The sequence below is a fragment of the Streptomyces sp. NPDC046915 genome (genome assembly GCF_040644935.1).
Lineage (GTDB): Bacteria > Actinomycetota > Actinomycetes > Streptomycetales > Streptomycetaceae > Streptomyces.
In genome coordinates this window covers 307,177-321,642 of record NZ_JBEYXB010000006.1, presented here as the reverse complement: position 1 = coordinate 321,642, position 14,466 = coordinate 307,177, and the positions used below count along the sequence as shown (strand labels likewise).

The following is a 14,466-nucleotide window of genomic DNA, read 5'->3' as shown; positions in this document are numbered from 1 at the left end:
AGGACAGGTGGTGCAGGACAGATGGTGCAGGAAACGTGGTGCGGGACGGACGGTTCAGGACAGGTGGGCGACGGCGTCCAGATGGGGCAGGTGGTGGTCGAGCCGCTCCCGCTTCGTCCGCAGATAGGTGATGTTGCTCTCGCACGGCGGAATCAGCAGCGGCACCGTCTCGGCGACCTCTATGCCGTGCCGTACCAACGCCTCCCGCTTGCGCGGGTTGTTGGACATCAGGCGGACCGAGTTCACGCCGAGGTCGTGGAGCATCCCGGCGGCGACGCCGTAGTCGCGGGCGTCGACGGGCAGTCCGAGGGCGAGGTTCGCCTCCACGGTGTCCAGGCCCTCGGCCTGAAGGGCCATCGCGCGCAGCTTCGCGAGGAGGCCGATGCCACGGCCTTCGTGCCCTCTCAAGTAGACGACGATGCCACTGCCTTCGGCGGCGACCGCGCGCAGCGCGGAGTCCAGCTGGTCGCCGCACTCGCAGTGCTGCGAGCCGAACGCGTCGCCGGTCAGGCACTCCGAGTGCAGCCGGACGAGCACGCCCTCGGAACCGATCTCGCCGTGGACCAGGGCCACTTGCTCGTCACCGCGATCGTGGTCCAGGTATCCGACCGCCTGGAATTTCCCGTACACCGTGGGCAGTGGCGCATTGACGACGCGTTCCACACCCGTACGCTGCGGTGCCTTCTTACCGAGTACGCCGATGTTATCTGTCATGATCTGATTCCTAAAGCAGAGACGAAAGGCCGTGAAGAAATGAGTGGTTCGGGCGCGGGTGGGGCGACGTACGGTACATGGGGCCTGCTGCCGGCGGACACCACGGAAGACGTACGGACGCGGGCGGCGGGCGTCTCAGCACAGGTGGCCGTCCTTCCCGTCGGCAGTTTCGAGCAGCACGGCCCCTACCTTCCGTTGGCGACCGACACCCTGGTCGCCTGTGCCATCGCCCGGGAGATCGCCGCGGCGCACCCGGTGCACCTCCTTCCTCCGGTGACGGTCGCCTGCTCGCACGAGCACGCGGCCTGGCCAGGGACCGTCAGCATCTCCTCCGTGACCCTGCATGCGGTGGTACGGGACATCGCGGCGTCGCTGCGCCGTTCGGGCGTCGACGCGCTCGTCGTGGTCAACGGGCACGGCGGCAACTACGTGCTGGGCAACGTGGTTCAGGAGGCTTCCGCGCGCGGGGAGCGGATGGCGCTGTTCCCGGCCGCGGAGGACTGGGAGGAGGCCCGGGAGCGGTCCGGGGTGCTCACCTCGCTGCTCACCGACATGCACGCGGGAGAAATCGAGACGTCCATTCTGCTGCACGCTCATCCCGAATATGTCCGTCCTGGTTACGAGTCCGCCGATTTCACCGCGGACGACCGCCGTCATCTGCTCACCGTGGGAATGTCCGCCTATACCGAATCGGGTGTCATCGGCCGTCCTTCCCTGGGTTCGGCGGAAAAGGGGAAGGAACTGCTGGCGAGCCTGGCCGAATCCTTCGGCGCGTACCTGGAGTTGCTGACCTCGCCGGAGGGCGGTTCCGGCAGCGGGCGCGCGTAGCGGCCGCGCAGTCCGGTGTACCAGCGGGCGACGAGGACGAGCGCGCCGGGCAGGGCGGCGACGAAGCTGAGCACGCCGTACACCACGGCGACGGCCAGTCCGCTGCTCGCGCCGAGGCCGGCGGCGCCGAACGCCCAGGCGGTGGCGCCCTCCCGGGGGCCGAAGCCGCCGACGTTCAGCGGCAGGCCCATGGCGATCAGGGCGAGCACCGCGAGCGGCAGCAGTACCGGCACGGAGGCGCCGGATCCGGCGACCCTGGCCGCGACGACGAACATCGCGAGGTGTCCGGCCAGGACGACGACGGAGGAGAGCGCGACGCCCGGACCGTTGCGGCGCGACAGCAGCGCGCGGCGGGCTTCGTCGAGGCTCGTGCTGCGGGTGCCGCGGCGGGAGGGGGCGCGGTTCATGCGGACCGCGAGGACGACGGCGAGCGCGCCCAGCGCGGCGAAGACGGCCGGCAGGGCGAAGCTGCGGGCGTCGTTGCGCACCGGCGAGGGCAGCGTCAGCAGTGCCGCCCCGCCGATCACGGCCAGCGCCACCTGGCCCGCGACGCGCTCCAGCACGACCGCCCGGACGCCGCGCCCCATGTCGCCGGCGCTCTGGCCGTGGCGCACCGCCCGGTGCACGTCGCCGAGGACGCCGCCGGGCAGGGCCGCGTTCAGGAACAGCGCCCGGTAGTAGTCGGCGACGGCCGCCCCCAGGGGCAGCCGGATCCCGAGGCCGCGGGCCACCAGCTGCCAGCGCCAGGCGCTGAACACCGTGGTGACGACGCCGACGCCCAGCGCCACGAGCAGCGTCCCGCCGTCGATCCGCCGCAGCCCGTCGAGGAACACGCCCGTGCCCAGCCGCCACAGCAGGACGGCGAGGATGACGACACCGGCGACGGTGCCGAAGTGGGTGCGTACGGCGGGGGTGTTGAGGCGTGCGAGGAAGGAACGCAGGCCGGAGCGGGGGCCGGAAGGCGCCTGCGGGCCGTCGGGTTGCGGGGGCACCGGGACGGGGTCCGGCGTGTGGGGGGACGGTGCCGCGGTGTCAGCCATCCGCACGGTCGTCGCAACCGCCTGCGGCACAGCACCGGTTCCCGCGGACCTGCGCACGCGGGTGCGTGCGGTCCGGGAGCGTGCGGTCGTCGTGGGCTGCACGCGCGCGTGGGTGGCCGCACGGCCCGTCCGCGGCTTCGTGGCACCGTACGCCTGCGCGGACCTGGCGGCGCCGGCTCGCGCGGACCTGGCGGCGCCCGGCCGTGTGGTGCGGGCGCTGGCCGCGAGCGTCGTCCGCGCGCTCGCCGGACGCGTGGCCGCGGCGCTCCCCGTCTGCGGGGCCCCCGCGCTCACGCGGCGCCGCCCGTCGGCCGGGGCAGTGCCAGCAGGTCGCTGTGGTGGACGGTGACCCGCAGCTTGCCGGCGGCGCAGGCGGCGAGGCGCTCCTGGAGGTAGCGTTCGGCGCGTTCGCCCAGTTCGGGGCGCTGCTCGACGGCCGCGCCGACCCAGCCGCGCAGCCACTGGGCGGTCAGTTCGGCGTCGTCGGGTCCCAGTCGCCAGGGGCTGGGGTTGACCCGTACGGTCGCGCCGCGCTCTCCGAAGGCCTCGCAGGCCACGGTGACCGCCTCGGGGCCGAGCAGGCCGCCGCGCCGCTGGTGGGCGTTGAACGCCTCGGCGATCTCGGTGTCCAGCGGGTCGGACGGGCCGAGTTCGACGCGTCCGGCGACGGACAGGGTCAGCAGTGCCGGGCAGCCGGCGCCGACGCAGGCCTCGGCGAGGGCCTCGATCTCCTCGCGGGTGAGGACGTCGAGCAGTGCGGAGGCGGTCACCAGGGAGGCGCCGGACAGGGCGTCCGGGGTGAGGCGGGCGACGTCGGCGCGCCGGGTCTCCACGGTGACGCGGCTGCCGTCGGCGGCCGCCCGGGGGGAGGCGACGGCGGCGAAGTGCAGCAGGTAGGGGTCGCGGTCGTGCAGGACCCAGTGCTGGGCGCCGTCCAGACGGGGGGCGAGCCAGCGGCCCATCGAGCCGGTGCCGCAGCCGAGGTCGTGCACGACCAGGCTTCCGCACCGGCCCGGCAGGTTGGCCAGCCGGATGCGCAGCGGGTCGAGCAGGTCGAGCGCGCGTGCGGTCCCGTCGGCCCCTTCGCGCAACTGGAGCCACTCGGGGGCGTACCGGGGCGGTTCCTCCTCCGACTCCGACCCGGCGTCCCTCAGTCGTACGGTGGCCCGCTCGCCGGGGCGGGCGACGGGGCCCGCGCCGGCGATCACGCCGGACGGTCCGGGCTCGCCGGCGATGTCGTGCCGCGGTGCGGGTTCCGTCATGTCCGTAGCCCTGTCGGTCGCACTGTCCGTCGCTGTCTTCGCTGCCGCGTCCTTCGCTTCCCCGTCCTTCGCTGCCGCGTCCCTCGCTGCCACGTCCGATACGTCCGTGGGGCCGGGCTGGGCCGGGATGCCGTCGGTCGTCGTGGTGGTCCGGCTCATGCCGCCCTCCGGGGTTCGTCGGGGAGTCGCAGCAGGACTCCGGCCAGGCTGCGGGCGGTGGCCGCCCAGCCGCCGAGTGCCGCGCGGCGGCCGCGGGCGGCGGCCTTCAGGCGGCGGCGCACATCGGCCTCGCCGAACCAGCCGCGCAGTTCGGCGGCGAGGGCGGCGGGGTCCTCCGGCGGTACGAGGATGCCGGGCACGCCGCCGTCGGGGGCGCGGCCGACCGCCTCGGGCAGCCCGCCGACGTCGGTGGCCAGTACCGGGATGCCGCGTGCGAGGGCCTCGGTGACCGCCATGCCGTAGGTCTCGGCGTAGGAGGTGAGGACCATCAGGTCGGCGGTGGCGTAGCTGGCGTCGAGGTCGGCGCCGGAGCGCGGGCCGGCCAGGTGCAGGCGGTCGCTCAGGCCGTGCCTGCCGATGAGGGCGCGCAGGTGGGCGACGTACTCGGGGTCCTGGTTCAGGCCGCCCACGCAGGTGCAGGTCCACGGCAGGTCCCGTACCGCGGCGAGTGCCTCCACCAGCCGGTGCTGGCCCTTGCGCGGGGTGACCGCGGCCACGCACACCAGGTGGGAGACGCCGTCGGTGCCGGGGGCGAGGGGAGCGATGTCGGCGCCGGGGGCGGCGACGTGCACCCGTTCGGGGGCGAGGCCGTGGTGGGAGACGAGGCGGCGCACCGCCCAGTCGCTGGTGGCGATCACCGCGGGCACCGCCCGCAGCACCGCCCGTTCCCGGGCGTCGAGGTCGGCGGCGACGGACGGCTCGAGGCCGGTCTCGTCGCCGAGCGGCAGATGCACCAGGACGGCCAGGCGCAGCCGTTCGGCCTCGGGGACGACGATCTCGGGGACGCCGCAGGCGACCAGGCCGTCCAGCAGGACGACGGCGCCGTCGGGCAGTTCCCGCAGGGTGCGGGCGAGCGTGTCACGGGCGGCGGCGCCGGGGCGGGGCCAGGCGCCGTCCACGGAGTGCTTGGTGGCCTGCCAGCCGAAGCCGGGCAGGTCCAGGCAGACCCGCCGGTCGTAGGCGTTGCCGCCGCTGGGGTTGGCCGGGTCGTCGACGCCGCCCGGCAGGACGAAGTGGACGGTGCGCAGGGACATGGGGATGATCCCGACGTTGTTCAGTACCTCGCGCTGGACGGGCACGTAGGCGAGGGGTGACGTGCCGTCGAAGGGCGCCCGGTCGATGGTCGTGTCGGTCACAGGGCACGCTCGTAACTCGCCCAGGCGATGTGCGACTCGTGCAGGGTGACCGTGATGCCCGCCAGGCCCTTGGCGCCCTCGCCGAGGCCGCCCTTGTGGACGCGTTCGGCGAGCCGGTCGGCGATGACCTTGGCGAGGAACTCGGTGGAGGTGTTGACGCCGGCGAAGTCGGGCTCGCTGTCGAGGTTGCGGTAGTTCAGCTCGCTCACCACGGCGCCCAGTTCCTGGGTGGCCAGGCCGATGTCGACGACGATGTTGTCGTCGTCCAGCTGCTCGCGCCGGAAGGTGGCGTCCACCAGGAAGGTGGCGCCGTGCAGCCGCTGGGCGGGCCCGAACACCTCGCCGTGGAAGCTGTGGGCGATCATGATGTGATCGCGGACGGTGATGCTGAACAACGGACGACCCTCCAGGTGCGGCGCGTCTGGCTCCCCAGCGGTTCCCTGCCGGGGGATGCCGTGTAGTACGGCTCTTCGCTTCCCCTTGTTCAGCCGTTCCTCACTCTTTTCTCAGGTCAGGCGCTCTTGCCGGGCCGCCGGTGGTCCGGGAGCGAACAACCCGTCAGTCGTCCTCGGCGTACCGCACCCGGTGGCACAGTGCCGGGATCTCCCCGGAGGCGAGCCCGGGCAGCACGTCGGGGAGCTCCTCGAACGCGGACTCACCGGTGATGAGCGCGTCCAGGGCGGGGTCGGCGAGCAGGTCGAGGGCGAGGGCGAGCCGGTCGGCGTAGGTGCGGCCGGGGCGGGCCGGGGAGACGGTGCCGACCTGGCTGCTGCGCACGGTGAGCCGCCGGGAGTGGAAGGCCTCGCCGAGCGGGAGGCTGATCCGCCGGTCGCCGTACCAGCTCAGTTCGACGACGGTGCCCTCGGGGGCGAGGAGTTCCAGTGACCGGGTCAGGCCCGCTTCGGTGGCGCTGGCGTGCACGACCAGGTCGCAGTCGCCCAGGGCGTCCGCGGGCGAGGCGAAGCCGGCACCGAGGGCTTCCGCTGTCTTCGCGCGCGCGGGGTCGGCGTCGACGAGTTGCAGCCGTACGCCCGGGAAGCGGGCCAGCAGGGCGGCGACCGAGCAGCCGACCATGCCGCCGCCGACGACGGCGATCCGGTCGCCGACCAGCGGGGCCGCGTCCCACAGGGCGTTCACGGCCGTCTCGACGGTCCCGGCGAGGACGGCCCGCTGCGCGGGCACGTGGTCGGGCACCACGGTCACGGCGCTCACCGGGACGACGTAACGGGTCTGGTGCGGATACAGGCAGAAGACCGTGCGGCCGACCAGCTCGCCCGGCCCCTCCTCGACGACGCCGACGCTGAGGTAGCCGTACTTCACCGGGCCGGGGAACTCGCCCTCCTGGAACGGCGCCCGCATGGCGGCGTACTGGCTCTGAGGCACCTCGCCGCGGAAGACGAGCGTCTCCGTGCCCCGGCTCACCCCGGAGTACAGCGCGCGGACCAGCACCTCGCCCTCGGCCGGTGCCGCGAGCGCCTCCTGGCGGATCTCTCCGTGCCCCGGCGAGGCGAGCCAGAACGCGCGGGCCGAGTGGTTCATCGGCATCCTCCTGAACGATCGGGAACTTGTCCACGTACCGAGTTGTGCACAGGGAGATGTGCACAGGCCGCGCACAGTACGCGGCGTTGATCGACTCTGTCACTCGGCCGGAGGATGTGCGGTGGCCCTGAACAACACGTACGACGCAAGGCTGGTCCAGCAGGAGACCGCTGTGGGAGCGGGCGTCCAGATCCTGCTGCTGGCCCTGCTGGGCTCGGCCATCGGAATGGGCCCGGCCGGCTGGCTGACGGGCCTGGTGTTCGCGATCGCCACCTGGGCGGTGCTCTCCCGGGCACTGCACCGCTCCCGGCTGCGCTCCTTCGGGCCGGCCAACCGCGTCACCCTCGGCCGGGCCACCCTGGTCGGCGGGGTGACCGCGCTGGTCGCGGACTCCTTCGAGAGTTCCCCGCCGGTCACGCTGCTGGTCGGCCTGACCGCCGTCGCCCTGATCCTGGACGGCGTGGACGGCAAGGTGGCCCGCCGTACGGGCACCTCGACGGCGCTGGGCGCCCGCTTCGACATGGAGGTCGACGCGTTCCTGATCCTGGTGCTGAGCGTGTACGTGGCCATGCAGCTCGGCCCGTGGGTGCTGCTGATCGGCGGTATGCGGTATGCGTTCGTCGCCGCAGCCCGTGTCCTGCCCTGGCTGAACGCGCCGCTGCCGCCGTCCTTCGCCCGCAAGACGGTCGCCGCGATGCAGGGCATATGCCTGCTGGTGGCCGGCGCGGAACTGCTGCCGCACGCCGCCAACCTGGGGATCGCGCTGCTGGCGCTGGGGTCGCTGCTGTGGTCGTTCGGACGTGATGTGCACTGGCTGTACCGGACGTCCCGGACGAGCCCGGTGACGCCTGTGGAGGAGCAGGCGCCCGCGGACGAGCAGGCATCCGTGGAGGAGCAGCTGCTGGAGCCCGCACTGCGGTGAACCGTAGCGCCAGGCATGCGAAAGGGCCCCGGACCATCGACTGGTCCAGGGCCCTTCGCATGTGCGGCGCTACGAGCCGTACGTCGTGCGCGGCGCTACGAGCGACACGCCGTGCCCGGCGCTACGAACGTGCCGACCGGCCGCGTACGAGGGCGAAGGCCGCCGCCGCGAGGCCGAGCACGCCGACGATCAGGCCCGCGATGCCGAGGCCGCGCGCCGTCGAGTCGCTGCCGGAGGCGGCGGCCTGCTTGGTGCCGGCGGAACTCTTGGTGTCCGAGGAGCCGGTCTTGCCGCTCGCCGAGGAACTGTCGTCGTCGGCCGCGCCCTTGGCGGTGAGCTTCAGCACGGGCGCCGGGTTCTCCGGCTCGTCCGCGCCCTCCTCGGACTGCTCGATCCAGCGGGTCGTCTTGCCGTCGGAGTACGTCTGGAGGGTCTTGAAGGTCAGCTGGTCGGTGTCGCCGGGCAGTTGCCCGAAGGCGACGTCGAAGTCCTCGAAGTGCCCGGCGGTGATCTTGCCGCCGGTGAAGGTGATCTCGGAGGCGGCCTCGGTGATGGTGCCGTCGTCGGTCTTCACCGGGGTCTTGAGCTTGGTGGTGGTCACCTTGGCGGTCCAGCCGTCCCGCGGGGAGACCAGTACTCCGAGGACGGGGTGGTCGGTGGGCAGGAAGACCTGCACCTTGGTGGTGGCGGCGCTGTCCTCCTCGTTGGGCACGCGGAAGGTGAGCACGCCGTCCGTGGCGCCCTTGGCGTAGCTCTCGGGGTGGACGGTGACATGCGCGGAGGCGGCGCCCGCGGCGGCGAGGACACCGGCGGCGGCGAGCACGGTGACGAGACCGGCGCGGCGCGCGCTCCTGGAGACGCTGCTGGACATGTTGATGGACATGGGTGAGTGGATCTCCGTACGTACTGAAGGGTGTAGGGGGTCAGATCGGGTACGGGATCCGGGCCGGTGGCCCGCGACGGCTCACGGCGTGCCGCAGCGGGAGCAGGCGGGGCGCTTCCGGGTCGGCCGGGGCGCGCAGGCGGCCGTCGGGAGGGGCGGGCAGGGGTGCGTCCCGCCACCAGGCGGCGAGGCCCGGCATCAGGGCGGCCGCCCGGCGCAGCAGCGAGAAGAGGGCGGCCTCGCCGCGCCTGAGCCACCAGGAGGCGACCAGGGCGGCGAGGATGTGGGCGGCCGTGGCGTGCGCGGTCACCGCGTGAACGGGGTGCGGATGGGTCATTCCCGCCATGACGTGAGCGGGCATGGCGGTCATGCCCATGGCGTGCACGGACAGGGGGACGGCACGGTGCGCCGCGTCGAAGGCGAAGTGCAGGCCCGCCTGGGTGGCGAGCATGGCCGAGCCGATGCCGAGCAGGGAACGCTCCCGCCCGCCGAGCAGCCACCCGAGCGCGAACACGCCGAGGAAACCGGCGGCGTCGACCCGCACCGGCGGCATGTCACCCATGGCGAGACGGTGTCCGGCGGCGGCCAGCAGCACACACACCGCGGCGAACACCGCGGCACGCAGACTCCGTACGGCCGGGGACGCACTCATGGTGAGGGATCCTCCCACGCCCGGGAGATACGTGGGACGCCGATGCCCTGTTCAGTCGCCGCTTCAGGTCACCCTGCGGACCGGCGTCGGATCACCCGCAAGTGAGCTACCGCCTCCCCCTTGAATCCATCCTTTCCCTCACCGAACCACTCCTCGGGTTTCTCGATGCCGAGACTGTCCAGATCCACCCCGTGCTCCCTACGGACCTCGGCGACGGTGTCCGTCACCGCGTCGAGAAGCGTGGTGCCGGGCCGCTCGCACTTCAGGGCGAAGCTCCCCCAGTCCACAGGGACACACCCTTCGGGAGGATGCGCCCGCAGCCTCGCACAGCGAGCGTCGTCGAAGCCGCTGGTGCCGAACGCCTCGTCCACGAGGGCGAACCGGTGATGCCCGGGCGGTAAGGGGGCGGCGGAGGTGTGTACTCCCATCCCGCGTCCTCGTACAAGCGCCGCGTCACCTCTTCCGCATCGGCGTCCGTCACGGTGAAGTCGGTGATCAGGTTGCGGCCCGTTGTGGTGCCGTCGGGATTGCGGTGAAAGGAAAAGCTCATGCGCTCCCCCATTGGGTCAGGTCGGTCCGGCGATTCCGCGTCATCGATCCAAACGGACCGCGCCCTGCGCGCATCCCCGGTCTCGGCGAAGCTCACTCGAAGGCGTGACCGCCACCGGTCCTGTGCTTGAAGTGTCCGTGTGGGTGTCGGGGACGACCACCGAGTCGAAGTCCAGCCCTCTGACGTCGGCCGTCGTCGGGGCCGAGTACGTTTCCCCAGAAGGCGCGACGACCGGCAGCGCGCAGTGGGACAGGTGCCAGGCCGCTGTCCCACTGCCGCAGACTCAGCCGCTTCAGGGGTGGGAGCCGTGGTGCACGTACGCCTTGCCGATGGTGCTGGTCGGAGTGGCCGCCATGGCGGCCGGGGCCGGGGCCGGCAGGGAGCCCACGCCAAGGGCAACGGTTGCGGCGAGCGCCTGCCGTCCGTGTCAGCCCTTCTGCTCCACCCGCACCCAGTCCACCTCCGCCCGCACTCCCCCGCCGGCGATCCGGTCCACGCTGGACTGCGGCAGCCCCCAGTAGGGGGTGGTGACCTTGTTCCAGCCGGCCGGGTAGGCGCCGCCCAGGGCGAGGTTGAGGATGACGTACTGGTTGTGGTCGTAGACCCACTGGCCCCGCGTGGACTCCAGCACGTTGCGGGTCGTCTCCTGGACCAGGCGGTCGTCGACATAGAAGCGCATCGCCGTCGGGGTCCATTCGACGGCGTAGGTGTGCCACTGGTCGGCGGTGCCGCCGCTGGGGTAGGTCTGGCGGGCGCCTATGTTGCCGTCGGCGGAGTAGCCGGGGCCGTGCAGGGCCGAGCTGGTCCAGTCGGGGTAGCCGATGTTCTCCATGATGTCGGTCTCGCCGGAGGCCGGCCAGGAGACTGAGGGGTCGTCGACGTTGCTGCCCAGCAGCCAGAAGGCGGGCCAGAAGCCGTCGCCGACGGGGAGCTTCATGCGGGCGCTGACCTTGCCGTACGTGAAGTCGAAGTGGGTGTTGGTGTCGATGCGGCCGGAGGTGAAGTCGTAGGTGCCGCCGCCCGCACGGGTGCAGCCCTTGCAGAATTTCGCCTTCAGGATCAGGCTGCCGTTCTGCGTGCTGATGTTGTCCGGGGAGTCGACGTAGGCCTGGGACTCGCCGTTGACCGGGCCCATCTCCGTGCCGGTGCGTACGACCCGCCACTTGGAGCGGTCGAGGCTCGCGCCGGTGAAGTCGTCGAAGAACGTGGTGCGGTAGGTGCCGCTCTGGTCGGCGGGGAGGGACGGGTAGGCGGCGGAGGCGGTGCCGCCGGTACCCCAGACCTGGAACTCGTAGAGGGAGTAGCCGAACTGGGCGGTGGTGGGGGCCGGGTTGTAGAAGGAGCGGCGTTCCTTGCCGAGCATGCGGACGTAGCGGCCCGTCGCGGGGGTGGGCAGCTTGACCGTGTCGTGCAGGCCGGCGGCGTCGGAGGGGGACTTGACGTTCGCCCGGCGGGCGGCGATGTCGGCGGCCGAGGGTTCGTAGACGGTGCGCCAGGTGCGGTTGTCGTCGGAGACCTGGACGAGGTAGTCGACCGCGTACGCCGACTCCCAGTACAGGTCCACCGTGTCGATCATCGACTGTATGCCGAGATCGACCGACACCCACCGGTCCGTGTTCCAGTCGCTCGACCAGCGGCTCGTGTCGCCCTTCAGGTCGGCCGGCCAGCCGCCGTCCGTCAGGGACGCCGGTGAGTGGCCCGCGTCCTGGTAGAAGTTCGAGTACGCCGGGTGGTTCAGGGCCAGGTTGGTGCGGGTCGTCGACGCGGGGGCCGGTTCGCCGCCGTAGACCTTGAAGCTCCACAGGGAGTAGCCGTACGGCGTGGCCCTCTCCAGGCCGCGCAGGCGGACGTAGCGGCCGGTGGCCTCCTGCGGGTAGGTGTGGGCCGTGACCGAGCCGCCCGTGCCGGAGGTCTCCGTGTAGAAGGGGGTCCAGTCCGTGCCGTTCTTCGAGACCTCCAGGACGTAGCGCTTGCCGTAGGCGGCCTCCCAGTCCAGGGTGACGTGGTCGACGCGGATCATGGTGCCCAGGTCGACGCGGATCCAGGCGTCGTCGGCGAAGTCGCTGGACCAGCGGGTGGAGCCGTTGCCGTCGAAGGCGAGGCCGGGGGCGGTGCCGGCGTTCTCGCTGCCGGAGGCGGTGACGGCGGCCGGGTTCGCGGCGTAGGCGGCGGCCGCGCGGTCGGTGTCCCAGCTGACGGCGGCCGCGGAGGCAGGGGCGGCGGGGGCGGCTGAGGCGGGGGCGGCCAGGAGTGGGCCGGAGGCCAGCAGGGCCGTGGCGGACAGGGCGGCGAGCAGGGTGCGCGGGATTCGGGATGGCATGCGGCTCTCCTCGGAGGACAAGTACTGGGCGTACTGACGCGTGCATGACAGTTCTGGCGCGGTGCGGTGCCCTTTGCGTGTGTACGAAGGCCCCTTGCATGTGTGCGGACCGGTGGGCGCGGGCTCCCGCACCCGCACCCACCGGCCGTCCAGGCCGGACTCAGGCGGCCCGGCGTGCCTGGCCTCGGTGGACGCGGACGATGTCCGCGTACCGGTGGCCGGAGCCCTTGATGGTGCGCACCTGGGTGCGGTAGTCGACGTGGACGAGGCCGAAGCGCTTGTCGTAGCCGTACGCCCACTCGAAGTTGTCCAGCAGCGACCACGCGAAGTAGCCGGCGAGCGGGGCGCCCTTGCGGGCCGCGGAGGCGCAGGCGGCCAGGTGCCGCTCCAGGTAGTCCTGGCGCTCGGGGTCGTCGACGGTGCCGTCGGGACGCACCACGTCGGGGAAGGACGAGCCGTTCTCGGTGACGTAGATCTTCCGTGCGCCGTACTCGTCGGTGAGGCGCAGCAGCAGTGTCTCGATGCCGCTCGCGTCGATCTCCCAGTCCATGCCGGTGCGCGGGACGTCCGGGCGGCGTACGGAGCGGGCGCGCGGGGCGGGGCCGTCGGGGTCGTCGGCGATGTACGCCGGGAAGTAGTAGTTCAGGCCCAGCCAGTCCAGCGGGGCGGCGATGGTCTCCAAGTCACCGGGCTTCTCGGGGAGTTCGACGCCGTACGTCTCGACCATGTCGGCCGGGAAGCCGCGGCCGTGCACCGGGTCCAGCCACCAGCGGTTGACGTGCCCGTCGTGGCGGCGGGCGGCCGCGACGTCCTCGGGGCGGTCGGTGGCGGGGTGCACGGTGGAGAGGTTGTTGACGATGCCGATCCGCGCGTCGGGGACGGCGACGCGGATCGCCTGCGCGGCGAGGCCGTGGCCGAGGAGCAGGTGGTACGAGGCGCGTACGGCGGCGGTCAGGTCGGTCAGGCCGGGGGCCATCGTGCCCTCGAGGTGGCCGATCCACGCGGAGCACGACGGTTCGTTGAGCGTGGCCCAGTGCTTGACGCGGTCGCCGAGGCGGGCGGCGACGACCGAGGCGTACTCGGCGAACAGGGCGGCGGTCTTCCGCTCCGGCCAGCCGCCGCGGTCCTGGAGGACCTGCGGCAGGTCCCAGTGGTAGAGGGTGACGGACGGGGTGATGCCCGCCTCCAGCAGCGTGTCCACCAACTCGTCGTAGAAGGCCAGGCCCTTGGCGTTCACAGGACCGTCGCCGCCGGGCCGGACGCGCGGCCAGGCCACGGACAACCGGTAGGCGTTGGTGCCGAGTTGCCGCATCAGGCCGATGTCCTCGCGCCAGCGGTGGTAGTGGTCGCAGGCGACGTCGCCGTTGTCGTCGTTCGCGATCTTCCCGGGGGTGTGGGAGAAGGTGTCCCAGATCGAGGGCGCCCGGCCGTCCTCGGTGACGGCTCCCTCGATCTGGTACGCCGCTGTGGCCGTGCCCCACAGGAAGTCGTGCGGGAGTGCGGCGAGGTCGATGCGTACGGACACGGAAGTCCCTTCGGAATACGGGGTGTTGGTCACTTGACGGCGCCCGCCGTCAGTCCGGCGACGAGATAGCGCTGAAGCAGCAGGAAGCCCGCGACCACGGGCACGCTGACGACGAGCGAGGCAGCCATGATCTGGTTCCAGTAGACGTTGTTGAGCGTGGAATAGCCCTGGAGGCCGACGGCCAGGGTTCGCGTGGTGTCGTTGGTCATCACCGACGCGAAGAGCACCTCTCCCCAGGCGGTCATGAACGCGTAGACGGCGACCGCGACGATGCCCGGGATCGCGGCCGGCACGACGATCCTCAGCAGCGCGCCGAGCGGTCCGCAGCCGTCCACCAGCGCCGCCTCGTCCAGGTCGCGCGGCACCGAGTCGAAGTACCCGATCAGCATCCAGATCGAGAACGGCAGGGAGAAGGTGAGATACGTGAGGATCAGCCCGCCGCGCGAGCCGAACAGGGCGATGCCGGTGGCGTTGCCGATGTTGACGTAGAGCAGGAAGAGAGGGAGCAGGAAGAGGATGCCGGGGAACATCTGCGTCGAGAGCACGGTGACCGTGAAGACGCGCTTGCCCCGGAACTGGTAGCGGCTGACGGCGTAGGCGGCGAACACCGCGACGACCACCGAGCAGACCGTCGCCGCGCCCGCCACGATCAGCGAGTTCACGAAATACCTGGCGAGCGGGACCGTCGACCAGATGTCGATGTACGGGCGGACGGTCAGGCCGCTGGGCAACCAGCGGAACTTGCCCGTGACGTCCGCGAGGGGCTTCAGCGAACTGGAGACCATCACGTACACGGGGATCAGCACGAAGCCGGTGAGCAGGGTGAGGAAGATCCGCCGGGACCACAGGAACGAACGGGGCGGCGCCATGGGCGAG

Annotated in this window: 13 protein-coding genes and 1 pseudogene; 2 read left to right on the top strand and 12 right to left on the bottom strand. The window is 72.2% G+C overall.

Annotated elements, in window-relative coordinates; translation table 11 throughout:
• Positions 1-54 precede the first annotated feature (54 nt).
• A complete protein-coding gene (gene ribA, locus ABZ915_RS18245) occupies positions 55-714 on the bottom strand; it encodes a GTP cyclohydrolase II (protein WP_361803410.1) in 660 nt (219 codons plus the stop codon).
• Positions 715-753: 39 nt separating this feature from the next.
• Between ribA and ABZ915_RS18240 the strand changes: the two genes are divergently transcribed.
• Positions 754-1,542, top strand: a complete 789-nt coding sequence (locus ABZ915_RS18240; RefSeq protein ID WP_361803407.1) for a creatininase family protein — start codon at positions 754-756, stop codon at positions 1,540-1,542.
• 104 nt (positions 1,543-1,646) lie between these two features.
• Here ABZ915_RS18240 and ABZ915_RS18235 read toward each other — a convergent pair.
• The 5 genes and pseudogenes from ABZ915_RS18235 to ABZ915_RS18215 all read right to left on the bottom strand — a co-directional run.
• Positions 1,647-2,582 (bottom strand): annotated as a pseudogene (locus ABZ915_RS18235) (lysylphosphatidylglycerol synthase transmembrane domain-containing protein); the annotation flags it as partial.
• A gap of 290 nt (positions 2,583-2,872) precedes the next feature.
• Positions 2,873-3,844: a class I SAM-dependent methyltransferase gene (locus ABZ915_RS18230; RefSeq protein ID WP_361803868.1), complete on the bottom strand. Its 972-nt coding sequence runs from the start codon at positions 3,842-3,844 to the stop codon at positions 2,873-2,875.
• A 155-nt stretch (positions 3,845-3,999) separates the two neighbouring features.
• The gene (locus ABZ915_RS18225) at positions 4,000-5,199 is read right to left on the bottom strand and encodes a glycosyltransferase family 4 protein (RefSeq protein WP_361803404.1); all 1,200 of its coding nucleotides are present in this window, start codon (positions 5,197-5,199) and stop codon (positions 4,000-4,002) included.
• Positions 5,196-5,594, bottom strand: coding sequence for a 6-carboxytetrahydropterin synthase (locus tag ABZ915_RS18220; RefSeq protein WP_361803401.1), 399 nt, complete (start codon positions 5,592-5,594; stop codon positions 5,196-5,198). Before ABZ915_RS18220 ends, ABZ915_RS18225 begins: the two co-directional genes overlap by 4 nt.
• Before the next feature lie 163 nt (positions 5,595-5,757).
• Positions 5,758-6,738 carry a zinc-binding alcohol dehydrogenase gene (locus ABZ915_RS18215; RefSeq protein WP_361803398.1) on the bottom strand — a complete coding sequence of 327 codons (981 nt, stop codon included), beginning with the start codon at positions 6,736-6,738 and terminating at the stop codon, positions 5,758-5,760.
• A gap of 121 nt (positions 6,739-6,859) precedes the next feature.
• On the opposite strand from ABZ915_RS18215, the gene ABZ915_RS18210 reads away from it, so the two are divergent.
• Positions 6,860-7,660, top strand: a complete 801-nt coding sequence (locus tag ABZ915_RS18210) for a CDP-alcohol phosphatidyltransferase family protein (protein ID WP_361803395.1) — start codon at positions 6,860-6,862, stop codon at positions 7,658-7,660.
• A gap of 121 nt (positions 7,661-7,781) precedes the next feature.
• On the opposite strand, the gene ABZ915_RS18205 is transcribed toward ABZ915_RS18210, so the two are convergent.
• From ABZ915_RS18205 to ABZ915_RS18180, 6 genes are all read right to left on the bottom strand, one after another.
• Entirely contained in the window at positions 7,782-8,543 is a 762-nt protein-coding gene (locus tag ABZ915_RS18205; RefSeq protein WP_361803392.1) for a YcnI family protein, read from the bottom strand.
• A gap of 40 nt (positions 8,544-8,583) precedes the next feature.
• Positions 8,584-9,195 (bottom strand): hypothetical protein, encoded by a 612-nt coding sequence (locus ABZ915_RS18200; protein WP_361803389.1) that lies wholly within the window; start codon positions 9,193-9,195, stop codon positions 8,584-8,586.
• A 68-nt stretch (positions 9,196-9,263) separates the two neighbouring features.
• Entirely contained in the window at positions 9,264-9,566 is a 303-nt protein-coding gene (locus ABZ915_RS18195; RefSeq protein ID WP_361803386.1) for a hypothetical protein, read from the bottom strand.
• 606 nt (positions 9,567-10,172) lie between these two features.
• Positions 10,173-12,065: a discoidin domain-containing protein gene (locus ABZ915_RS18190; protein ID WP_361803383.1), complete on the bottom strand. Its 1,893-nt coding sequence runs from the start codon at positions 12,063-12,065 to the stop codon at positions 10,173-10,175.
• A gap of 160 nt (positions 12,066-12,225) precedes the next feature.
• Positions 12,226-13,590 carry a GH1 family beta-glucosidase gene (locus ABZ915_RS18185; RefSeq protein WP_361803380.1) on the bottom strand — a complete coding sequence of 455 codons (1,365 nt, stop codon included), beginning with the start codon at positions 13,588-13,590 and terminating at the stop codon, positions 12,226-12,228.
• Between the two features lie 29 nt (positions 13,591-13,619).
• On the bottom strand, positions 13,620-14,459 hold the full coding sequence (locus tag ABZ915_RS18180) for a carbohydrate ABC transporter permease (protein WP_361803865.1): 840 nt from the start codon (positions 14,457-14,459) through the stop codon (positions 13,620-13,622).
• Positions 14,460-14,466 lie beyond the last annotated feature (7 nt).

Bases quoted from the DNA above. Each gene is read 5' to 3' on its own strand.
- ABZ915_RS18240 (WP_361803407.1), top strand. From the start codon at position 754: ATGAGTGGTTCGGGCGCGGGTGGGGCGACGTACGGTACATGGGGCCTG.
- ABZ915_RS18205 (WP_361803392.1), bottom strand. From the start codon at position 8,543: ATGTCCATCAACATGTCCAGCAGCGTCTCCAGGAGCGCGCGCCGCGCC.
- ABZ915_RS18200 (WP_361803389.1), bottom strand. From the start codon at position 9,195: ATGAGTGCGTCCCCGGCCGTACGGAGTCTGCGTGCCGCGGTGTTCGCC.
- ABZ915_RS18190 (WP_361803383.1), bottom strand. From the start codon at position 12,065: ATGCCATCCCGAATCCCGCGCACCCTGCTCGCCGCCCTGTCCGCCACG.
- ribA (WP_361803410.1), bottom strand. From the start codon at position 714: ATGACAGATAACATCGGCGTACTCGGTAAGAAGGCACCGCAGCGTACG.
- ABZ915_RS18230 (WP_361803868.1), bottom strand. From the start codon at position 3,844: ATGACGGAACCCGCACCGCGGCACGACATCGCCGGCGAGCCCGGACCG.
- ABZ915_RS18215 (WP_361803398.1), bottom strand. From the start codon at position 6,738: ATGAACCACTCGGCCCGCGCGTTCTGGCTCGCCTCGCCGGGGCACGGA.
- ABZ915_RS18180 (WP_361803865.1), bottom strand. From the start codon at position 14,459: ATGGCGCCGCCCCGTTCGTTCCTGTGGTCCCGGCGGATCTTCCTCACC.